Annotated in this window: 21 protein-coding genes; 5 read left to right on the top strand and 16 right to left on the bottom strand. The window is 71.0% G+C overall.

Features of this window, described 5'->3' with window-relative positions; genetic code table 11:
* Positions 1–3: 3 nt before the first annotated feature.
* Positions 4–1,029 (top strand): NAD(P)H-dependent flavin oxidoreductase, encoded by a 1,026-nt coding sequence (locus OHA68_RS27380; RefSeq protein ID WP_327102818.1) that lies wholly within the window; start codon positions 4–6, stop codon positions 1,027–1,029.
* On the opposite strand, the gene OHA68_RS27375 is transcribed toward OHA68_RS27380, so the two are convergent.
* The 7 genes from OHA68_RS27375 to OHA68_RS27345 all read right to left on the bottom strand — a co-directional run bounded on the left by OHA68_RS27375 (position 950) and on the right by OHA68_RS27345 (position 6,958).
* Positions 950–2,020 carry a hypothetical protein gene (locus OHA68_RS27375; protein WP_327102817.1) on the bottom strand — a complete coding sequence of 357 codons (1,071 nt, stop codon included), beginning with the start codon at positions 2,018–2,020 and terminating at the stop codon, positions 950–952. The genes OHA68_RS27380 and OHA68_RS27375 overlap by 80 nt on opposite strands.
* Positions 2,017–2,508: a hypothetical protein gene (locus tag OHA68_RS27370; RefSeq protein WP_327102816.1), complete on the bottom strand. Its 492-nt coding sequence runs from the start codon at positions 2,506–2,508 to the stop codon at positions 2,017–2,019. Before OHA68_RS27370 ends, OHA68_RS27375 begins: the two co-directional genes overlap by 4 nt.
* Positions 2,509–2,511: 3 nt before the next feature.
* Positions 2,512–3,723, bottom strand: a complete 1,212-nt coding sequence (locus OHA68_RS27365) for a macrolide family glycosyltransferase (protein WP_327102815.1) — start codon at positions 3,721–3,723, stop codon at positions 2,512–2,514.
* On the bottom strand, positions 3,720–4,646 hold the full coding sequence (locus OHA68_RS27360) for a patatin-like phospholipase family protein (RefSeq protein WP_327109564.1): 927 nt from the start codon (positions 4,644–4,646) through the stop codon (positions 3,720–3,722). The genes OHA68_RS27365 and OHA68_RS27360 overlap by 4 nt, the downstream gene beginning before the upstream one ends.
* A gap of 89 nt (positions 4,647–4,735) precedes the next feature.
* Entirely contained in the window at positions 4,736–5,584 is an 849-nt protein-coding gene (locus OHA68_RS27355; RefSeq protein WP_327102814.1) for an aldo/keto reductase, read from the bottom strand.
* Between the two features lie 55 nt (positions 5,585–5,639).
* A complete protein-coding gene (locus tag OHA68_RS27350; protein ID WP_327102813.1) occupies positions 5,640–6,329 on the bottom strand; it encodes a nitroreductase in 690 nt (229 codons plus the stop codon).
* A gap of 146 nt (positions 6,330–6,475) precedes the next feature.
* Positions 6,476–6,958 (bottom strand): MarR family winged helix-turn-helix transcriptional regulator, encoded by a 483-nt coding sequence (locus OHA68_RS27345; protein WP_327102812.1) that lies wholly within the window; start codon positions 6,956–6,958, stop codon positions 6,476–6,478.
* 186 nt (positions 6,959–7,144) lie between these two features.
* Here OHA68_RS27345 and OHA68_RS27340 point away from each other — a divergent pair, with 186 nt between their 5' ends.
* Together OHA68_RS27340 and OHA68_RS27335 are read left to right on the top strand one after the other, a co-directional pair.
* Positions 7,145–7,516 (top strand): YciI family protein, encoded by a 372-nt coding sequence (locus OHA68_RS27340; protein WP_327102811.1) that lies wholly within the window; start codon positions 7,145–7,147, stop codon positions 7,514–7,516.
* Positions 7,513–8,724, top strand: coding sequence for an RNA polymerase sigma factor (locus OHA68_RS27335; RefSeq protein WP_327102810.1), 1,212 nt, complete (start codon positions 7,513–7,515; stop codon positions 8,722–8,724). The genes OHA68_RS27340 and OHA68_RS27335 overlap by 4 nt, the downstream gene beginning before the upstream one ends.
* A 10-nt stretch (positions 8,725–8,734) precedes the next feature.
* Here the strand turns inward: OHA68_RS27335 and OHA68_RS27330 are convergent, their stop codons facing one another.
* The 3 genes from OHA68_RS27330 to OHA68_RS27320 form a co-directional block, all read right to left on the bottom strand.
* Positions 8,735–9,046 (bottom strand): hypothetical protein, encoded by a 312-nt coding sequence (locus tag OHA68_RS27330; protein ID WP_327102809.1) that lies wholly within the window; start codon positions 9,044–9,046, stop codon positions 8,735–8,737.
* Between the two features lie 34 nt (positions 9,047–9,080).
* Entirely contained in the window at positions 9,081–9,464 is a 384-nt protein-coding gene (locus OHA68_RS27325) for a hypothetical protein (protein WP_327102808.1), read from the bottom strand.
* A gap of 264 nt (positions 9,465–9,728) precedes the next feature.
* The gene (locus OHA68_RS27320) at positions 9,729–10,571 is read right to left on the bottom strand and encodes an alpha/beta fold hydrolase (protein WP_189139704.1); all 843 of its coding nucleotides are present in this window, start codon (positions 10,569–10,571) and stop codon (positions 9,729–9,731) included.
* Positions 10,572–10,737: 166 nt separating this feature from the next.
* On the opposite strand from OHA68_RS27320, the gene OHA68_RS27315 reads away from it, so the two are divergent.
* Positions 10,738–11,196, top strand: a complete 459-nt coding sequence (locus OHA68_RS27315; protein WP_327102807.1) for a MarR family winged helix-turn-helix transcriptional regulator — start codon at positions 10,738–10,740, stop codon at positions 11,194–11,196.
* Positions 11,197–11,215: 19 nt separating this feature from the next.
* Here OHA68_RS27315 and OHA68_RS27310 read toward each other — a convergent pair whose 3' ends face one another.
* From OHA68_RS27310 to kdpF, 6 genes are read right to left on the bottom strand one after another with little or no spacing between them, the layout of a single operon-like run.
* Entirely contained in the window at positions 11,216–11,884 is a 669-nt protein-coding gene (locus tag OHA68_RS27310) for a response regulator (RefSeq protein WP_327102806.1), read from the bottom strand.
* Positions 11,881–14,418, bottom strand: coding sequence for an ATP-binding protein (locus OHA68_RS27305; protein ID WP_327102805.1), 2,538 nt, complete (start codon positions 14,416–14,418; stop codon positions 11,881–11,883). The genes OHA68_RS27310 and OHA68_RS27305 overlap by 4 nt, the downstream gene beginning before the upstream one ends.
* Position 14,419: 1 nt before the next feature.
* On the bottom strand, positions 14,420–15,280 hold the full coding sequence (locus OHA68_RS27300) for a potassium-transporting ATPase subunit C (RefSeq protein WP_327102804.1): 861 nt from the start codon (positions 15,278–15,280) through the stop codon (positions 14,420–14,422).
* Positions 15,281–17,482 (bottom strand): potassium-transporting ATPase subunit KdpB, encoded by a 2,202-nt coding sequence (gene kdpB / locus OHA68_RS27295; RefSeq protein WP_327102803.1) that lies wholly within the window; start codon positions 17,480–17,482, stop codon positions 15,281–15,283.
* Positions 17,483–17,484: 2 nt separating this feature from the next.
* Positions 17,485–19,146, bottom strand: a complete 1,662-nt coding sequence (gene kdpA / locus OHA68_RS27290) for a potassium-transporting ATPase subunit KdpA (RefSeq protein ID WP_327102802.1) — start codon at positions 19,144–19,146, stop codon at positions 17,485–17,487.
* Positions 19,146–19,235, bottom strand: a complete 90-nt coding sequence (gene kdpF, locus OHA68_RS27285) for a K(+)-transporting ATPase subunit F (RefSeq protein ID WP_327102801.1) — start codon at positions 19,233–19,235, stop codon at positions 19,146–19,148. Before kdpF ends, kdpA begins: the two co-directional genes overlap by 1 nt.
* A gap of 365 nt (positions 19,236–19,600) precedes the next feature.
* Here kdpF and OHA68_RS27280 point away from each other — a divergent pair, with 365 nt between their 5' ends.
* On the top strand, positions 19,601–21,433 hold the full coding sequence (locus OHA68_RS27280; protein ID WP_327102800.1) for a glycoside hydrolase family 9 protein: 1,833 nt from the start codon (positions 19,601–19,603) through the stop codon (positions 21,431–21,433).
* Positions 21,434–21,469: the final 36 nt, after the last annotated feature.

The following is a 21,469-nucleotide window of genomic DNA, read 5'->3' as shown; positions in this document are numbered from 1 at the left end:
GAGATGATTTCCCCCCTGACGGCTCTCGGGGTGAGCGCCCCGATCCTGGCCGCACCGATGGCGGGCGGCCCCAGCACGCCCGCGCTGGTCACCGCGGCGGCTCGGGCGAACGGTCTGGGGTTTCTCGCCGGCGGATACAAGCCGGCCGACGCGCTGGCCGAACAGATCGCCGCGGTCCGCGCCGAGGGCGTGGGCTTCGGAGTCAACCTGTTCGCGCCCAACCCCATCCCGGTCGATCCCGAATCCTTCCGCCGTTACGCCCGTACCATCACGCCGGAGGCCCGGCCCTACGGCATCGACGTACTGTCGGCCGGCATCGTGGAAGACGACGACCACTGGTCGGACAAGATCGACCTGTTGCTGTCCGACCCGGTGCCGGTCGTCAGCTTCACCTTCGGTATCCCGCAGGCGGCGGTGATCGCCGCGTTACGCGCCGCTGGAACTCTGGTCATCCAGACGGTCACCTCACCCGCGGAGGCTCATCAGGCCGTGGAAGCCGGCGCCGATCTGCTGACCGTGCAGGCCTCCGCCGCGGGAGGGCACTCCGGCACGCTCACCCCGCGGCACCTGCCGGCCTTCATCCCCCTGCCCGACCTGGTGCGACAGGTACGGCAGGCGGTATCGGCGCCGCTGATCGGCGCGGGCGGGCTGGCGACCTCGGCGGCCGTGTCGGCGGCACTGCGCGCCGGAGCCGCGGCCGTCATGGTCGGCACCGTCCTGCTGCGTGCGGACGAGGCCGGTACGTCACACCCCCACCGGGCCGCGCTGGCCGACCCGGTACGACGCGAGACCGTGGTGACCCGGGCGTTCACCGGCCGACCGGCAAGGGCGCTGCGCAACCACTTCACCGACCGCTACACCGCCCTCGCGCCCGCCGGCTATCCCGCGCTGCACCACCTGACCGGCCCGCTGCGCAGGGCCGCCGCCGCCGCGGGCGACCCCGAACGGATCAATCTATGGGCCGGTACGGGGTACCGCCACGCCACCGCGGAGCCCGCCGCGCAGATCCTGCGACGACTGATCCCCTAGCTCCTCGAACGCCTTGAGCACGGTCCAGGAGGCGCCGACGCCGCGCGGCGGTGTAGGGCGGCGGATCGTCCTTCGCGGCCGTCACGCCGCAGTGGGCACGGATGAGCGCGATGACGGTGTCGGCGGTGCGGTCGAGGTAGCTGCGGCCATCGGGCAGCAGCGTCTCCGGGTTGATGTAGCCGCGCCGCCCGACGTGGGTGGCCGGGTCGAGCCGGTGCACGGTGATCTTTCCGGCGCGGTCGGCCAGGTTCCATCCGCTGCGGCGCAGCAGCCGCCAGCGCTGCGGGAAGATCCAGGTGGAGACCCGCTCGATCCGGTCGCCGCCGCTGGTGAGCTGATGCAGGTGACGGGCATGGGTGAGATCGTTGGCACCGTTGTGGAACCCGCCGAGGGTGATCAGCAGGAGCGGGGCGCGCAGTTGGGTGTGCAGTTCCGCGACCGCGCCGATGGCGACCTGGGCTCCCCCGCTGTAGCTGAGCAGCACCACGGGGATGTCACTGCCGGACCGGTAACCGGCGAGTCGTAGCTGGCCGGCGATCTGGGCGCCCACGGCACGGTTGTACAGGGGACGGTACCTGTGGTCGGCGGCGACGAAGATCTGCATGACGTTGTGCAGGAACAGCAGGAGCCCGATGCGGCGGCGGAGCCACGCCCACACGGGCCGGTCGACGAGCGGGTCGGCCAGCGGGGAGTACGGCTGCACCTGACCCAGCACCCGCAGCTCCGGCGCTCCGGCGATGAGGGCCTTGACCAGCTGGCCCCCGTCGCGGGTGTCGTGGAAGCGACGTTTGCCGATGCCGTCCAGATAGACCAGGTAGGCGTCCGGCGGACGGCCGGGGTCCGCGCCCCGGGCGTACGGCATGCCCTGCGGGAGCTCGGTCGCAGGGGTCCGCCAGCCGGCGGTGTAGGCCATCACCTCGTAGCGGGCGAGCAGGGCCTCGGCGAGCAGCACCGGACCGAGCACCAGGACGAGGAGCGGGAACTCGGTCATGTGAGCAGCTCCTGCCGCTCGGCGACGCTGATCCTCACGACGAGTCGCCGTACGACATCGACGGCGGCGGCGAGCCCGGCTCCGGCGACGGCGACGCAGCCCGCGGCGGCCCACCAGCCCAGCCCCGTCGTCGCGGCGAGCGAGGTGGCGAGGCCGGTCCCGACCCCCACCAGGAGCAGCAGGTGCAGCAGGGGCCCGAGCAGCGGGAACGCGATGACGGCGGCGAGAGCCAGCGGAGTGGCCAGACCGGGTGTCCAGGCCGGCACGGCGACGCCGGACCCCGGAGCGGACAGCGTCAGCTCGGCCAGGGTCCATGCGGTCAGCGGCCACAGCGCGAACACGGCGCCCTCGACCACGGCACCGGTCAGCAGCAGCCGGATCGCATGGGACCGCGACACGCCGGAACGGCGAGCCACCAGGGGCAGGATCCGCCCGGCCGACTCCGACAACCCGGCGATCAGCAGCAGGACGACGACGAGAGGTGACATCGCTCAGCGCTCCCGTGGCGCATCCGCCAGGGCAGGACGGCCTACCCGGCGCAGGTGGCGCTCGAGCTCGTCGGCGGCGCGCAGGTAGCCGCCGGCCTCGCGCTGGGCGACCCGCAGGGTGGCCGCCGCGGCCCGGAAGCGTGGCTCGTCGAGCAGGCGCCGGGCGAGGGCGTTCACGGGTCCCGGGGCGACGTCCCGGGTATGGATGGACAGGCCCGCGCCGAGTTCGACGACCCGCCGGGCCACCAGAGGCTGATCCGCGCCCTGGGGCACCACCAGCATCGGGACCCCGGCGTACAGGGCCTCGTTGACGCTGTTCATCCCCCCGTGCGTGACGAACAGCGCGGCGCGGGCCAGCACCTCCGGCTGCGGCACGGAGTGGCGCGCGAGCACGTTGGCCGGCAGCGGCCCCAGCGCGGCCGGATCGGTGTGCCCGGTGGAGATGATCACGGTGCCGCCCAGCGGGGCGAGCGCGGTGGCGAAGGCACGCAGCAGGTGCGGGCCGGCGTCGAACACCGTGCCCAGCGAGGCGTACAGCACCGGAGCTCGCAGGTCGGCCGGGAACGACGGGTCGGCGGGACGGGCGCCGAGGCTCGGGCCGACGAACCGGTACGACGGGCCGAAGGCGTCCACGCCGGGCTGGAACGCGGGCGAGGTGAAGACCAGGTTGAGCGGCTGGCGTACGTTCGCCAGATCGAGCAGGGGCAGTCCACGGGTGTCGTAGCGGCGATGCAACCCCCACCGTGACCGCAGATAACGCCGGGCGACGCGGGGCCGGGTCGCCGCCGCGGCCAGCAGCTCCCACGAGGCGCGGGTGGGGCTGGGCGCATCCCCGTTGAACGCGAACGTGGTGAACGTCGATGCCGCCGGCACCCCGAGTTCGCGGGCGGCGACCGCGCCCCAGGGGCAGGCGGCGCCGTGCACGATCAGGTCAGGGCGGACACGACGCAGGTCGGAGAGCACGGCGGGCAGCAGGCCCGCCGCGGTGCCCGCGAGCCCCTCCAGCAGCGTGATCGGCAGCGGCGGATCGGGCAGCGGCCGGTCACCCCCGGGATAGGGGCACACGGTCGCACCGGTCGCCTCGATCTCCTTCGCGAACGCCGCTGAGGTGTGATAGGTGACGGAATGGCCACGTTGAACCAGCTCGGCGACGACCGGCAAGGTCGGATTGACGTGCCCGTGCATGGGGATGTTGAGGAACGCGATGGTGCTCACCGTCCGGCCTCCCGTGCGAAGGCGGTCCGTGCCCGCTTCAGGCCGGCCAAGGGCGCAGGAGGACCGTCGACCCGATACAGGCCGGGCCCGCTGATGCTCAGCCCGTCGAGGAAGTGCCCCGCCGCGAGCGAAGCGGTCGTGATCAGCCGCCGGGCGTGGCCGAAGTCCCACGGAAACGGCCAGGTCTCGACGCCGGTCGGCACCACGACGGTGGGAATCCGTTCGGACACCTCGTGCAGGTCGCGCTCGATCTGATGGTGCCACAGCAGCAGCCCGGCCCGGGCGGCGACCGCGCCGGCCCGCCGGGGCGGCGCGAGGGGGCGCAACGGCCAGCTCGCCGGCCCGGTCGACAGCACCACCACGCTGGCAGCCCCTGCCTGCAGGGCCGCCCGCACCGGGACCAGGGCGATCACCCCACCGTCGACGAGCCTGCGGCCTTCCCGATCCACCGGGGGCAGGACCCCGGGAATGGCCGCGCTGGCCAGCAGCGCGGACTCGAGATCGCCGTGGTCGAGCAGCACCTGGGCGCCGGTGGCCAGATCCATGGCCACCGCGGTGAAGGGAATCGCCAGCTGTTCTATCCGGTCCGGCAGCTCGGCTTGAGCGATCAGCCTGCGCAGGCCGTGGTCGGCGAAAAGACTGGCCCGTGAGGACGGGAAGCGGAGTGGAAACACCTCACGGCGACGCGCATGGGTCCACACGCTGTCCAGCCATGGTGCGGCCCTGCCCGGATGGGCGGCCGCGATCGCCCCGTTGAGAGCGCCCACCGAGGTCCCGATGATCAGATCCGGGATGAATCCCCGCTCCTCCAGCGCGTACCCGATACCGACCTGCGCGGCCCCGAGCACTCCCCCGCCCCCGACCACCACCGCCACGGGACGGGGAAGGGTGCGCAGGCTCACCGATCTGCGGTGATAAGTCATCTTCACAGTCCGTCTCCTCTCACCATGGCGCCGCATCGAACCGTTCCTCGAACAGGACCGGCAGCCACCTCAGCTGTCCGCTTCCGCGATCAGACGAGGTCGGCGAGGTCCTCCTCGGTGAGGGTGATCGACCGGGCGGTCAGGTTCTCCTCCAGGTGGGCCACGGAACCGGTGCCCGGGATGGCCAGGGTGACCGGGGAAAGGGCCAGCAGCCAGGCCAGGGCGATCTGATGGACGGTGGCGCCGTGCCGGTCGGCGACCTTGGTCAGGCCGGGGTCGTCGATGTCGGCCCTGCCGCCACCGAGCGGAAAGAAGGGGACGAAGGCGATGCCGGCCCGCGTGCAGGCGTCCAGGACGGCCGTCTCGTCACGATGGGCGAGGTGGAAGTTGTTCTGGACCGCCGCGACAGGAGCGATCGTGCGGGCCTCGGCGAGATGGCCGGCATCGACGTTGCTGATGCCCAGGTGGCGGATCAGGCCCTCCTCACGCAGCCCGGCGAGCACCTCGAAGCGTTCGGCGAGCGACTCGCCGTGCGGCGGCGCCATCGTGCCGATACGCAGGTAGACCAGGTCAAGGCGATCCAGCCCCAGGCTTTCGAGGTTGGCCTCGACCTGCGGCCGCAGATCGGCGGCGGTGCCCTGGCCGGGGCCGTCGGGGCCGAAGACCGGGCCGACCTTGGTGGCGATGACCAGGGTGTCCGGGTACGGGGCCAGGGCCTCGCGGATCAGGGTGTTGGCGCGCACCGAGCCGTTCTGGCTGCGGTAGAAGTCGGCGGTGTCGAGGTGGTCGACACCGAGGTCAACGGCACGGCGCAGGACGGCGCGGCCGGACTCGGGGTCGCGGGCGGGGCCGCCCGGCCTGCCCTGGGGCAGGCGCATGGCGCCGAACCCGAGCCGGTCGATCGTCAGGTCTCCGCCGAGGCGGAACGAGTGGGACATGTCTCTCCCCGTGAGGTGATGTGGTGCCTGCCGGCGGGACGGCCGTTCCGGGCGGTCACGCCGCATGCGAGCGCAGCGCTGAGCTCTCGACGAAGGTGACCGTCTCCTCGAGCGGCGCGCGGCCTGTGCGGATGTAGTCGACGTTGGCGTTCTCGAATCCGATCGACATGCCGCAGAAGAGGACGAGGTCGTCCGGCGGGTGCACGATCTCCGCGACGGTCTTGCGGTACACCGACCACGCCATCTGCGGGCAGCTGTGCAGCCCTTCGGCGCGGAGCAGCAGCATGACGGTCTGCAGGTACATGCCGAGGTCGGCCCATTGGGGCAGCCCCATGTCGCGGTCGATGTAGCAGAACAGGGCGGCGGGCGCGCCGAAGCACTGCCAGTTCCCGGAAGCGGCCCGCTGGCGGCCCTCCCAGTCCTCACGGGCGACGCCGAGCGACTTGTAGCGCTCCTTTCCGAAGGCGGATCGGCGCTCCCGGTACGGGGACTTCAGTGCGGTCGGGTACATCTCGTACTCCCGCTCGTCCCAGGCGTCGCCTGCGGCGACGCGCTCGCCGGCGCGCTTCTTCAGCTCGGCCAGCGGCTCGCCGGTCAGTACGTAGACGCGCCACGGCTGGAGGTTCGATCCGGACGGCGACCACGCCGCGGCGGACAGCACCCGCTCCAGCACTTCTCTCGGGACAGGCCGGTCGGCGAATCCGCGCACCGCCCGTCGGCTCTTGACAGCCTCATAGAGGTCCACGATCGCCCCCCTTCCTCTCTGTTCGATGTCTGACTCCCTTACATACGCAATCGTATCAATCGAAATGGTATCAATCAATACAATCTGCTGCGCTGGGGCTTATCGTGAGGAAGGTCACTCGTACCGCGAGAGACGACCAGGCGCGCTTACCCCTCACCGCCCGCGGGATAGGCGAACCGGGTCAGCAGATCCCGCAACTGCTCGGGCTCGCCGGGCCCCAGATCGGCGACCAGGCGCTCAGCCAGCGGCTCCGCCGCCACGTGGGCCGCGTCGAAGAGCTCGACGCCCTGAGGCGTGATCTCCACCGCCCGCACCCGCCGGTCCCCCGGAACGGCCTTGCGCACGGCCAGTCCCTTATGCTCCAGATCGTCCACGACCCGCATGATGCCCGCCTTATCCGACCCCGTCGCCGCCACCAGGTCCCGCTGCACCGTGGGCCCACGGTTGACCAGCACCAGCATCACGGCGAAATGCCGCACCTCGATGCCGAGCGGCCGCAGCGCCTCCGTCATCACCGCGGTCACCCGCCAGTGCGCCTGGCGCAGCAGCAGGCCGAGGGCGAAAGGCGACGCGTCTCCAGGGCGATCGGTCGCACGCGAAGTGGCTCTGCGAGGATTGTCAGCGTTCATGAAAACACGTTACCTCGTTACCTTTTCAATCGATACGGTCACATTCGCTATCAACGAGCGTCGCGGATGCCTCGTCGGGAAAAACTGGTGCGAACGTCCGGGCGGGGAATGTCAAGACGAGGGCGGCGGCTCCGACCAACCGTCGAAGGGCCCGGCCGAGGGCCCGCGAGCCACAAGGGGTACGAGATGAAGTTCCTGATCAGCATGCACATCAATCCGGCCGTGCTGGACGCGCTGACCGACGAGGAGAAGGCGGCGATCGGCGACGGCCACGGCAGGTTCATGGAGGCGCTGAAGGCGTCCGGTGAGTTCATCACCACGCAGGCGCTGGTCGACCCGTCGCAGGCCGCCGTCGTGTCCGTGCGCAACGGCCAGCCGGTGGTGACCGACGGGCCGTTCCTGGAGGCCAAGGAGTATCTGGGCGGCTTCTACTTCGTCGACTGCGAGAGCAAGGAGCGGGCGATCGAGCTGGCGGCGCAGATCCCGGACGCCGCGATCGAGGGCCTGGGCGTCGAGGTGCGGCAGGTGATGTTCGCTGACGGACAATTGGAGGCATGACAGAGCCCGTTATCGAGGACCTGCTGCGTGAGCTCACGCCGCGGGTCCTCGGCGCGTTGGTACGCCGGCACGGCCAGTTCGAAGGGTGCGAGGACGCCGTACAGGAAGCTGTTCTCGCCGCCACCGTGCAGTGGCCGGCCGAGGGCGTGCCGGACAATCCGCGCGGCTGGCTGGTGACCGTCGCGTCCCGCCGGCTCATCGACCAGATGCGCAGTGAGCACGCGCGGCGCGAGCGGGAGTCGGCGACGGCCGGCGAGGTGGTGCCCGCGGACGTGCCGGACAGCGACGACACGCTCGTCCTGCTGTTCCTGTGCTGTCATCCGACGCTGACCGCGGCCTCCCAGACCGCCCTGACGCTGCGGGCGGTCGGCGGCCTGACCACGGCCGAGATCGCCCGCGCGTTCCTGGTGCCGGAAGCCACGATGGCGGCCAGGATCAGCCGGGCCAAGCAGCGCATCAAGGCCGCCGGCAGCTCGTTCAGCCTGCCGGCGGGCGCGGAGCGCGAGGAGCGGTTGCGGGTCGTCCTGCACGTGCTCTACCTGATCTTCAACGAGGGCTACACCGCCTCCTCGGGCACCGAGTTGCACCGCGCCGACCTCGCGCACGAGGCGATCCGGCTGACCCGGATGGTACGGGCGCAACTGCCCGAGGACGGCGAGGTGACCGGACTGCTCGCGCTGATGCTGCTGACCCACGCCCGCCGGGAGGCCCGTACGACGGCGACCGGCGACCTGGTGCCGCTGGACGAGCAGGACCGGGCGACGTGGGACCGAGCGCTGATCGACGAGGGCCTCGGGCTGGCCAAGGCATCGCTGGCCGGCCTGGCGCTGGGGCCTTACCAACTGCAGGCCGCCATCGCCGCCACGCACGCCGACGCGGCCACCGCCGAGGAGACCAACTGGCCGCAGGTGCACGCCCTTTACCTGGTCCTGGAGCGGATCGCGCCCAACCCGATGGTCACCCTCAACCGGGCGATCGCGCTGGCCGAGACCGAGGGCCCGCCGGCCGGGCTGGCCCTGCTGTCCACCTTGGACGCCGACGAGCGGATGGCCGGGCATCACCGGCTGCTGTCCGTACGGGCGCATCTGCTGGAGAAGACCGGCGACACCGCCGGGGCGTACGAGCACTACCGGCGGGCCGCGAAGTCCACGGCCAGCATCGCCGAGCGACGTTATCTGGAGTCCCGGGCCGGCCGGGTGAAAGGCTGACCGTAGCCGTCTATTTCCTGGTGGGCCGCACGATGAGGTGTTGCGGACCGTTGACGTTGTTCGCGCTGCCGCCGAAGGTGTTGTTGGAGTCGACGGAATCGATCACGTTGGAGAAGTTGCCGCTGTTGATGGTCCGCCCCTTGCTCCAGTAATTACCCCGTTTTCGTGAGTTCCCTTTGTTCTTGTGGCCGCCCGCCGCCACCGCGCCATGCGTCGCCGGTTGCGGCTTCGCGTGTGAGGCCGGCTCGGCTGGAGAAGCCGGTGTCCCCGTCACGAGCAACGCCAGGCCGAAACCGGCGAGGGTCAGGCCAGTCAGGTGCATGCACACTCCCCTGTCGTACTTTCACCACCAGGGATCACCTGCTGTTCTCCCGTACGAGAGACTGGGCGCCGTTGGCCGTGTTTCCGCTGTTGGTCGCATTGTTACTGCTCGTGGAGCCGTTCACGTTGGAGAAGTTCCCGCTGTTGATGGGATCTCCTTCGCTATGGTAATTCCCACTGTTGGTGGAGTTACCGCTGTTTTCTGCGCCGTTGACGCACTTCGTGGGAGAATTGGAGGAAGGGGAGTTGTAGTTGACCAGCCGGTTGCCGCAGAACACGGCGGGAACCATGTTGATGACGCTGCCCAGGTCCGCGCCCAGCAGGCGGGCCAGCTGCGAAGGCTCCTGAGACCTCGGTTCGGCGACCGCATTACCGGCTCCGGTCAGCGTCATGCCGCAACCGGTGATCGTCACGACCATTGCGAGCCGCATCATATTTCTCGCCAGAGATCCCACTACCGCCTCCAACTTCGTTTCACGATCGCCGCCGAGCGTATAGTCCGCGACAAAGCGCGAGCAACGCTACCGGGGCCGTGTCGGAATTCTGTGAGATCGAGGATGCGGCAGAAAATCGCCTTTGATATGAAGGGCCAGTTCAACCGGAATCACGTCAAGGCGTGATCCCGCCCGCAATATCCCGGAGGGCCGGGCGAGCGAACCCGCCGCCCCGGGCCCGCCGGTCGCTCAGTTCTTCAGGAAGGTCAGCAGCGCCTCGTTCACCTCGGCGGCGTGCGTCCACAGCAGGCCGTGGGGTGCGCCGTCGATCTCCACGTACGTGGCCGCGGGCAGCAGAGCGTGGAAGGGGCGGGCGGTGGCGTCGATGGGCAGGATGCGGTCGGCGGTCCCGTGCACGATCAGGGCGGGCAGGCCGGACCCGGCGAGCGCGGCCACGTCGGCCCGGAAGTCGGTGGTCCAGGTCGGCACCGCCGCGACCGAGGCGTACGCCGACGCGCCGGCCGCGACGTTCCAGCTCTGCCGCAGGGCCGCCTCGCTGAGCCGGGTGCCCAGGGTCTCGTCGGTGTTGTAGAAGTCCGCGTAGAAGGCGTCGAAGTAGGCGTAGCGGTCGGCGGTGACGGCGGCGAGGATGCCGTCGAAGACGGACTGGTCCACGCCGGTGGGATTGTCGCCGGTCTTGCGCAGGAAGGGCTGCAGCGCCCCGAGGAAGGCGACCTTGCCGACCCTCTCGGTGCCGTACGTGCCGATGTATCGGGCGACTTCCCCGCTGCCCATGGAGAACCCGGCGAGCACGACGTCGCGCAGGTCGAGGGTACGGAGCAGGATGTCGAGGTCGGCGGCGAAGGTGTCGTAGTCGTAGCCCTTCGTCGGCTGGCTCGACCGGCCGAAGCCGCGCCGGTCGTAGGTGATCACCCGGTATCCGGCGTCGAGGAGTGCCGCCACCTGCTTCTCCCAGGAGTGGCCGTCGAGGGGGTAGCCGTGGATGAGCACGATCGGCCGGCCGGCGCCGTGGTCCTCGTAGTAGAGCTCGATCGGCGTGGTGTTCTCGGTGCCGACGGTGATGTGAGCCATGGTCCTGTCCTTTCGGGGGCCTGCGCTTTCGGACAAAATGAACCCTAGCCGATTCAATCGTGTGCGAGGTAGTCGTAGGCGATGTGTTCTGCGTCACTTTAGGGCGTGCACGGTGGAATCGCCTGCGATTTAGTCGGGCGGGCCTGGTCGGAGCTAAGCTCACGTCATGAGACCTGACACCGAGGACGACATCGGGCCGCTGGCGCCGATGCCCTGCTTCGACCTGTACGCCGCCTCGCGCAGCGTCACCGCCGTCTACCGGCCCCTGCTCGAACCGCTCGGCCTGACCTATCCGCAATACCTGGTGATGGTCGTGCTGTGGCAGCACGAGGAGAGCACGGTCCGCGAGATCCTGCGGGAGCTGCAGCTCGACTACAACACCGTCTCCCCGCTGCTCAAACGGCTGGAGACGCGCGGCCTGCTGGTCCGGCGCCGCCGCACCGACGACGAACGCTCGGTCACCGTGGCCCTCACCGACGAGGGCCGGGACCTGCGCGAGCGGACTCGCCACATCCCGGACGTCATCGGCGCGGCGATGGGGATCGACGGCCCCACGGTGATCAAACTCCGGGAGATCCTGCGCACCATCACCGCCTCCGCCACCGCCCACGCGGCGAAGACCTGACGCACGGCCCGCGGGAGCGTCAGGGGGCGAAGCGGTAACCCATGCCCGGTTCGGTGATGAGGTGGGCCGGGCGGGCCGGGTCGCGTTCGAGTTTCCCGCGCAGCTGAGCCATGTACTGGCGCAGGTAGTGGGTCTCCTTGACGTGCGTGCTCCCCCACACCTCGGCGAGCAGGTGACTGCGTGGGATGAGCTTGCCCGGGTTGCGGAGCAGGACTTCCAGCATGCGCCATTCGGTGGGAGTGAGCCGCACGCCCCCCGAGACGATCTTGCCGGTCAGGTCCACGGTATGGTCGCCGATCCGTACGTGCGCCGGCTCGGCCTCGTGGACGGCGGTGCGCCGGGAGACGGCGCGGATGCGGGCCAGGAGTTCCTCGATGCTGAACGGCTTGGTCATGTAGTCGTCGGCGCCCGCGTCCAGGGCGTCGACCTTGTCCTGGTTCCCGGCCCGGCCGGACAGGACGACGATCGGGATCCGGGTCAAGCCGCGCAACCCCTGGATGACGTCGACGCCGTCGAGGTCGGGCAGGCCGAGGTCGAGGACGACCAGGTCGGGATGCCATCGGGCGGCCTCGTGCAGCGCGGACGCGCCGTTGGGAGCGACGGCGACCTCGTAGTGGCGGACCGCCAGGTTGATGCGGAGCGCGCGCAGGAGCTGCGGTTCGTCGTCGACGACGAGGATCTTGGTCATGGCGTCACCGGCCGGAAGTGGATGGGCAGACTGACGATCATGGTGAGGCCTCCTCCCGGCGTCTCTTCGGGGACGAGCGTGCCGCCCATGGCCTCGGTCAGTCCTCGGGACAGCGCGAGCCCGAGCCCGACGCCGGCGCCGTTGTCGCGGTCACCGAGCCGCTGGAACGGCAGGAAGACCCGGTCGTGGGCCTCGCGCGGAATGCCGGGCCCACGGTCGATGACGCGGATCTCGACGTGGTCGTCATGCCAGCTCGCGGTGATGAGGACCTTCTGCTCGGACGGGCCGTGGCGTACGGCGTTGCTTATCAGGTTGACCAGCACCCGCTCCAGCAGGGCGGGGTCGGCCAGGACCTCGGGCAGGTCGAGGGGGATGTCGCCCTCGACGCGGTCGCGCAGCGGCCCGAGCTCGTCGATGGCATGGGGGACGACCTCGTCCAGGGCGATGGGCTGCGATGACAGACCGAGCACGCCGGCCTGCAGGCGGCTCATGTCGAGCAGGTTCTCCACCAGCCGGTCCAGGCGGGCGAGCGACTCGTCGGCGGTGGCCAGGAGTTCGTCGCGGTCCTGCGGGGTCCAGTCGATCTCGTGGCTGCGCAGGCTCTCCACGGCGGCCTTGGCGGCCGACAGAGGGCTGCGCAGGTCGTGACTGACGGCGGCGAGCAGCGCGGTGCGCATCCGGTCGGCCTCGGCCAGCGGCCTGGCCCGCTCGGCCTCCTGCTGGAGGCGCTCCTGGCGCAGTGCGACGGCCGCTTCGGCCGCGAACGCCTCCAGCACGCGCCGGTCGCTGGCGTCCAGCAGCCGGCCGCGCGCGGCGAGCACCAGCTTGTCGTTGATCGCGACGTCGGTGTCGGCCACGGCGGGGCTGGCGCACGCAGCCGCGCCGGAGGTGGCGACGATCCTCCAGGCGGCGGGCTCGGCCTGGTCGTCCGGGGTGGGCTCGGCGAGGCGTTCGAGCAGCGTGACCGACTCCAGGGCGAAGGTCTCGCGCAGCCGGCCGAGGAGCGAGGGCAGCGCGGCCTCGCCGCGCAGGACGTGCCCGGCCAGGGTGGAGAGCACCTGGGCGTCGGCGCGAGCGCGGGCTGCCTCTCTGGTACGGCGGGCGGCCAGGTCGACGATCGCGCTGACCGCGGCCGCGACCAGGACGAACACCACCAAGGCGAAGAAACTGTCCGGTTCGTGGACCGTCCAGGTGTACAGCGGCGGCGTGAAGAACCAGTTGAGCAGCAGGAACCCGCCGACTGCCGTGACGATCGCGGGCCAGGTCCCGCCGACGAGTGCGACGGCGATCACCAGGCTCAGGAACAGCAGGATCTCGCTGGGCAGCGCGATCACGTCCCGGAACGGGACGAGCGCCGCGGTCAGCAGCGGCAGGCCCGCCGCCGCCATCGCCCACCCGAACAGCCGGCGTTTCCTGGTCAGCGCCGCCCGGGAGCGTTCGAGGCGGCGGCGGCCCTTCTTGGCCGCCTCGTGGGTGACCAGGTGGACGTCGATGGAACCGGACCGCGCGGTGGTCTCCACGCCCACGCCCCGCGCGAGCAGCTGGGCGAAGCGGCCTCTACGGGAGGCGCCCAGCACCAGCTGGGTGGCGTTGACACCCTGGGCGAAGTCGAGCAGGGCGCGCGGGATGTCGTCGCCGACCACCTGGTGGTAGGTGCCGCCCAGGCTCTCGACCAGGACGCGCTGGCGGGCCAGATCCGCCGGATCGGCTCCGGCCAGCCCGTCGGCGCTGGTCACGTGGACCGCCAGCAGGTCGGCGCCCTTGGTGCGGGCGGCGATGCGGGCGGCCCGGCGTACCAGCGTGCCCCCCTCGGGACCGCCGGTCAGGGCGATCACGATGCGTTCGCGGGCCTCCCAGGTGCCTTCGATGCCGTGGTCGGCGCGGTAGCGGTCGAGTTGCTCGTCCACCTTCCCCGCCACCCACAGCAGCGCCAGCTCGCGCAGCGCGGTCAGGTTGCCGACGCGGAAGTAGTTCGCCATCGCCGCGCTGACCTTCTCGGGCGCGTAGACGTTGCCGTGCGCCATCCGCCGCCGCAGCGCGTCGGGCGACATGTCGACGAGCTCGATCTGGTCGGCCCGCCGCACCACCTCGTCAGGGATCGTCTCCCGCTGCGGGATGCCGGTGATCCGCTGGACGACGTCGTTGAGCGACTCCAGGTGCTGGATGTTCACGGTGGAGACGACGTCGATGCCGGCGTCGAGGATCTCGTCGATGTCCTGCCAGCGCTTGACGTTGCGCGAGCCGGGCACGTTGGTGTGGGCCAGCTCGTCGATCAGCGCGACCTTGGGCGCACGTTCGATCACCGCACCGACGTCCAGCTCGGTGAAGGCGGCCCCGCGGTAGACCACGGTCCTGCGCGGGATCACCTCCATGCCCTCCAGCAGGGCGGCGGTCCGCGGCCGGTCGTGGGTCTCGACGAGGCCCACGACCACGTCCCGGCCGCGTTCCCGTGCGCGGCGGCCCTCGCCGAGCATGGCGTAGGTCTTGCCGACCCCGGGGGCCGCGCCCAGGTAGACCCGTAGCCGCCCTCTCATGTCACGCCTTGTCCAGGGCCAGATTGAGTTCGAGTACGCGCACCGCCGGCTCGCCCATGAAGCCGAGCGCCCGGCCGGTGGTGTGCTCCCGGATCAGCCGCTCGACCCTGGCCCGGTCGAGGCCGCGCTCCCTGGCCACGCGCGGCGCCTGCAGCCCGGCGTAGGCGACGGAGATGTGCGGGTCCAGGCCGGAGCCGCTCGCCGTGACGGCGTCGGCGGGCACCTGCACGGCGGTCACGTCGCCGCGCACGGGCACGGTCTCACCCGCCGCGTAATCCTCGCCCGGCCGGGCGCACTCCACCGTCCTGCCCTGGTAAGCGGCGATGAAGGGGGTGGCGGGGCAGGCCTGGTTGACGCTGACCGCGCGGCCGGGGAACACCTTGAGCACCGCGCCGACGCCGTCCGGGGTGCAGTACGGCCGGGCGCCGCTGACGCCTTCCAGCTCGCCGACCGCCTTGGACCGGGCGCAGACCTGGGTGAGCAGCGACCGCCGGCCCTCGTCCGGGCCGCCTTCCCCGTCCTTGCCGCCCGGCACCGGCAGAACGTCCACGACGTCCTCGGGGCCGAGGTTGCTCGCGCTGGTCGAGGTGGGGTCATAGCCGTCGCCCGCGGCCGACGGGCGGGACTGGAAGTACCCGCGTACGGGGTGGCCGCCGGCGTCGGTGAAGGACTGGCCGATGAGGGCGCTGCCCACCGCCTTGCCGTCCCGGTGGACGATCGAGCCGTTGGCGTTGCCGTTGAACAGCACCTGGGCGACGCCGGTGGCGATCAGAGGGTAGATGACGCCGGTGACCACCGTGAGCACGAGCAGCGCGCGCAGCGCGGCGACATGCCGGCGGATCCAGCTTGGCATGCGGTCCATTTACGACATCCCCGGAAGGAACTGAATGATGAGATCGATGATTTTGATGCCGATGAACGGGGCGACGATCCCGCCCAGGCCGTAGACGTACAGGTTGCGTGACAGCAGCTCGGCGGCGTCGGCCGGCCGGTAGCGCACGCCGCGCAGGGCCAGCGGGATCAGCGCGACGATGACCAGGGCGTTGAAGATGACCGCCGCCAGGATCGCCGACTGGGGACTGGCCAGGCGCATGATGTTCAGCGTGTCCAGGCCCGGGTAGACGGCGGCGAACATGGCCGGGATGATCGCGAAATACTTGGCGATATCGTTCGCGATGGAGAACGTCGTCAGCGCGCCCCGGGTGATGAGCAGCTGCTTGCCGATCTCGACGATCTCGATGAGCTTGGTCGGGTCGGAGTCCAGGTCGACCATGTTCCCGGCCTCCTTGGCGGCGCTGGTGCCGGTGTTCATGGCCACCCCGACGTCCGCCTGGGCCAGGGCGGGGGCGTCGTTGGTGCCGTCGCCGGTCATCGCGACCAGCCGGCCGCCCGCCTGCTCCTTCCTGATCAGCGTGAGCTTGTCCTCAGGGGTGGCCTCGGCCAGGAAGTCGTCCACCCCGGCCTCGTCGGCGATGGCCTTGGCGGTCAGCGGGTTGTCGCCAGTGATCATGATGGTGCGGATGCCCATCCGGCGCATCGCGGCGAAGCGCTCGCGGATGCCTTCCTTGACGACGTCCTTGAGGTGGATGACGCCGAGCACCCTGCCCTTCTCGGCGACGACCAGGGGGGTGCCGCCGGAGCCGGAGATGCCGTCCACGAGCCCGTCGACGCCGTCGGGCGGATGGCCGCCGTGGTCACGTACCCAGGTCAGCACGGCCGTCGCCGCGCCCTTGCGCACCTCGCGGCCGGCGCTCCCCGACGCGCCCGGGTCCGGCGCGCTCGCCCTTTCGCCCGGGTCCGGCGCGCTCGCCCTTTCGCCCGGGTCCGGCGTCAGGTTCACCCCGGACATGCGGGTCTGGGCGGTGAACGGCACCCACTCCGCGTGCGCCAGCTCGCCCGGCCGCCGCTCGCGCAGGCCGTGACGCTGCTTGGCGAACACCACGATCGAGCGGCCCTCGGGCGTCTCGTCGGCCAGGCTGGCCAGTTGGGCGGCCTCGGCGAGCTCCCGCTCGGTGACGCCGGCCACGGGCACGAACTCCGCCGCCTGCCGGTTGCCCAGCGTGATGGTGCCGGTCTTGTCCAGCAGCAGCGTGGACACGTCCCCGGCCGCCTCGACCGCCCGGCCGGACATGGCCAGGACGTTGCGCTGGACGAGGCGGTCCATGCCGGCGATGCCGATGGCCGACAGCAGCGCGCCGATCGTGGTCGGGATCAGGCAGACGATCAGCGACACCAGGACGATGCCGGGGACGCCGTCGGAGGTGAGCGCGAGCGAGTCGGCCACGCCGGGATGGATGGACTTGGTGTAGACGGCCAGCGGCTGGACGGTGGCGGTGGCGACCAGGAAGATGATCGTCAGCGCGGCCAGCAGGATGTTGAGCGCGATCTCGTTCGGCGTCTTCTGCCGGTTCGCGCCTTCGACCAGGGCGATCATCCGGTCGACGAAGCTCTCGCCGGGCTTCTGCGTGATCCGCACCACGATCCGGTCGGACAGCACCTTCGTGCCGCCGGTCACCGCCGAGCGGTCACCGCCGGACTCGCGGATCACCGGCGCGGACTCGCCGGTGATCACCGACTCGTCCACCGAGGCGATGCCCGCCACCACGTCGCCGTCGCCGGGGATGGTCTCCCCCGCCTCGACGACGACGAAGTCGCCCTGCCTGAGCTCGGACGCGCCGACCACGTCCGCCTCGGCGGAGGTCCGGCTCCTGAGGCGGCGCGCGGTGGTGTCGTGCCTGGCCGCGCGCAGTGCGGCGGCCTGGGCCTTGCCCCGGCCTTCGGCGACGGCCTCGGCAAGGTTGGCGAAGACGACGGTCAGCCACAGCCACACGACGGTGGCCCAGGCGAACCACGAGGGGTCGCCGATCGCGAGCACGGTGGTGAACACCGCGCCGATCTCGACGATGAACATGACCGGGTTGTGCCACATGGTCGCCGGATTGAGCTTCCGCAGCGCGTCCGGCAGGGCGCGGATCAGCTGCTTGGGGTCGAGCAGGCCGCCGCCGATCTTGCCGTTCTTCGGGGCCGGTGCCTGGCTCGGTGTCTCGAGCACATGCGTTGACATGTCTAGGACAGTCCTTCCGCGAGCGGTCCGAGCGCCAGCGCCGGGAGGAAGGTGAGGGCGACCAGGATGATCGTCACGCCGACGACCATGCCGACGAACTGCGGCCGGTGGGTGGGCAGCGTGCCCGCGCCCGCCGGCCGGGGCGTCTGCTGGGCCAATGCCCCGGCCAGCGCCAGGACGAGCACGATCGGCAGGAACCGGCCGAAGGCCATGCACAGGCCGAGCGTGGTGTTGTGGAACGTGGTGTTCACGCTGACGCCGGCGAAGGCGGAGCCGTTGTTGTTGGACGCGCTGGTGTAGGCGTACAGGATCTCCGACAGTCCGTGCGGGCCGCCGTTGAGCATCGCCGCGCGGCCCGCCTCGGTGCCCATCGCCACCGCCGTGCCCACCAGCACCAGCGCCGGTGTGACCAGGAAGTACAGCGAGGCGAGCTTGATCTCGCGGGCGCCGATCCTCTTGCCCAGGTACTCGGGCGTGCGGCCGACCATCAGGCCCGCCACGAACACCGTGATCACGGCCAGGATCAGGATGCCGTACAGGCCCGCGCCGACGCCGCCGGGCGCCACCTCGCCGAGCAGCATGTTGAAGATCAGCATGCCGCCGCCGATGGCCGTGTAGGAGTCATGGGCGGAGTCGACCGCGCCCGTGGAGGTCAGGGTGGTGGCGGAGGCGAACAGGGCGGAGTTCGAGGTGCCGAAGCGGGCCTCACGGCCCTCCATCGCCGCTCCGACGGCCTGCGGTACGGTGCCGCCCGCGCTCAGCTCCGCCCAGCCGGTCACGCCGATGCTGAGGATCGCGATGATCGCCATCACGCTCACGATGGCGTAGCCCTGGCGGTCGTCGCCCACCATGCGGCCGAACGTGCGCGGCAGGCAGGAGGCGATCACCGTCATCAGGAGGATGGTCAGCCAGTTGGTCCACGCGGTGGGGTTCTCGAACGGGTGGGCGGAGTTGACGTTGAAGACGCCGCCGCCGTTGGTGCCCAGGTCCTTGATGGCCTCCTGACTGGCCACCGCGCCCGGCGTGAACGTCTGCTCGCCGCCGGTCAGCGTCGTCCAGGTGCCGTGTCCGGCGAACGTCTGGACGGCGCCGCCCGCCACCAGCAGCACAGCCGCGACGAACGCGATCGGCAGCAGGATGCGCAGGGTGCCGCGGACCAGATCCACCCAGAAGTTGCCGAGCGTGTCGCTCTTCGTGCGGGCGAACCCGCGCACCAGGGCCATGGCCACCGCCATGCCGACCGCGGCGGAGACGAAGTTCTGCACGGCCAGGCCCGCGGTCTGCACCACGTGGCCCATGGTCGTCTCACCCGCGTACGCCTGCCAGTTGGTGTTGGTGACGAAGCTGACGGCGGTGTTCCAGGCCAGCGGGGGCTCGACGGGCCGCATGTCCAGGGACAGGAACAGGTGGCTCTGCAGCCGCTGCAGGCCGTACAGGAACAGGATCGACAGCACCGAGAACGCCAGCACGCCGCGCGCGTAGACGCTCCAGCGCTGCTCGGTGTCCGGTCGTACGCCGAGCAGCCGGAAGATGACCCGCTCGACGCGGGAGTGCCTGGTGCCGGTGTAGACGCGGTACATGTAGTCGCCCAGCGGCCGGTAGCACAGGGCCAGGGCCAGCAGCAGGGACGCGATGAACACGATCCCCGCCAGAGCCGGGGACATCAGAACCGCTCCGGGAACAGCAGTGCCGCGACCATGAAGACCACCAGGCCGGCGAGCACGACCAGACCGGTGGCGTTGACGGCGCTCACAGTCGCTCCACCGCCTTCACGCCCAACTCCAGGATCACGAAGACCGTGATCGTCAGTGCGACGAAGATGACGTCTGCCATCCCACTCCTCAACTCCGTGGTCGGGGTTCGAGTCGCCCTCGCCGGGCGCCTGCGAGCTCAGCAAATCCCGGAATTTGAGTGGTTTGACGGTTCTTGACGGGTTCCATACGGCTATCGCCTGAATATTGACGGCATCCCTACGCTTCGCCGGAAAACGGCCGCGCGGGTCCACACGCCCGTCCGGGGACCGGTATGACCGGCGACAAGATCGACGGTACGGTAAGCCCGGCCGGAGCCGAGCCGGTGCCGGGGCCGTTCGCGTCGTGACCACCTCAGGAGGAGCAGATGGGAAAGCTGATCCCCGCCGCGCTCGCGCTGGCGCTGCTGGCGTCCGCGAACGCCGGCCCCGCCCTGGCCGCCGCGCCCGGGCTCGTGCGGGTGGACCAGGTCGGTTACTGGCCGGGCGAGAGCCAGCACGCCTATCTGATGACGCGCGGCGGGGCCGGGCGCTTCACCGTGGTCGACCGGCGCGGCCGGGTGGTGCTCACCGGGCGGGCGGGCCGCGACCGGGGCGCGTGGAACAGCCGCTACCCGCACGTCTACGACCTCGACCTGACCCGGCTGCGCACCCCCGGCCGCTACCGGGTCAAGGCCGGCGGAGCGACGTCGGCCGAGTTCGGGATCGCGCCGGCCCAGAATCCGGCGGCCAAGGTGCTGGGCTTCCTCGGCCTGCAGCGCGACGGCGCCGACGCGCCGCGCGAGCCGAGCCACCGCAACGACCGGGCCGCCTCCGTCTACGACTGGCCCACGTTCACCGGCCCGGAGACCGACGAGATCAAGGGCAGGCTGACGAAGATCGGCGGGCCGGTCGACGTCGAGGGCGGCTGGTTCGACGCGGGCGACTACCTCAAGTTCACCCACATCCAGGCGTACGTGGACACGCTGCTGTGGGCCGCGCAGCGGGACGGGAAGGTCACCGGCTCCGCCCTGCGGAAGGAAGCCGACCATGGACTGAAATATCTGGACAAGATGTGGGATGAGGAGTCGAAGACCCTCTACATCCAAGTCGGCATCGGCGCCGGCGACGCCAAGGGCACCTTCGTCGGCGACCACGACATCTGGCGCCTGCCCGAGGCCGACGACAACGACCGGGCCAAGACGCACCGGTTCATCCGCCATCGCCCGGTCTTCCGCGCCGCCGCCCCCGGCAAGCAGGTCAGCCCGAACCTGGCCGGCCGCACGGCCGCCGCCTTCGCCCTGGCCGCCCAGCTCGAACCGTCTGTCGAGCGCGCCACCCGGCTGCTCGACCAGGCCGCCTCCCTGTACGCGATGGCCAGGACCACCGGCGTGGACCGGCTGGTGACCTCCCTGCCGCACGCCTTCTACCCCGAGAGCGTCTGGCGGGACGACATGCAACTAGGCGGCGCCGAGCTGGCCCTGGCCGCGCAGCGCCTGCGCGACCCGCGTGCCGGGCGCTGGCTGGCGGAGGCGGCCCGCTGGGCGCGCGGCTACCTGGACGAGGAGCCGGGCGACACGCTCAACCTGTACGACGTGAGCGCGCTGGCCCACGCCGACCTCGTCAAGGCCATGCGCGCGGCCGGGACCACCGGGACCACCGGGACCACCGGGCTCGCCGTCTCCGAGGCCGACCTGATCGCCGGGCTCAAGGCCCAGCTCGACCTCGGGGCTCGCCGGGCCGCCGCGGACCCGTTCCGTGCCGGGGCGCGCTATGACGAGTTCGACGCCGTACCGCACGCGTTCGGCCTGGCCGCCACCGCGCGCCTGTACCGGTCGGTGACCGGCGACGGCGCCTACGACGCCTTCGGCACCCAGCAGCGCAACTGGGCGCTGGGCGCGAACCCGTGGGGCGTGTCCTTCATCGCCGGGGTGGGCCGGCGCTCGATCGCCTGCCCGCACCACCAGATCGCCAGCATCACCGGCAAGCCCGCCACGGGCGCCGTCGTCAACGGGCCCAACGACGCGAAACTCTTCAAGGACGGCCTGGGCGAGCACGTCGAGGAGATGCCCGCCTGCCCGGCCGGCGGCGTGGACCGCTACGAGCGCTTCACCGGACACGGCAGCCGCTTCGCCGATGACGTGCGCTCCTGGCAGGCTTCCGAACCGGCCGACGACTTCGCGGCGATCGCCCTGTACGCCCTCACGTTGACATCAAGCTGACCCCCCCTCTGCACGCCCTCACCCTGACATCGAGCT

The sequence above is a fragment of the Nonomuraea glycinis genome (assembly GCF_035920485.1).
In the GTDB taxonomy this organism is placed as follows: Bacteria; Actinomycetota; Actinomycetes; order Streptosporangiales; family Streptosporangiaceae; genus Nonomuraea; species Nonomuraea glycinis.
This window is presented reverse-complemented; position numbering and strand designations above follow the sequence as displayed.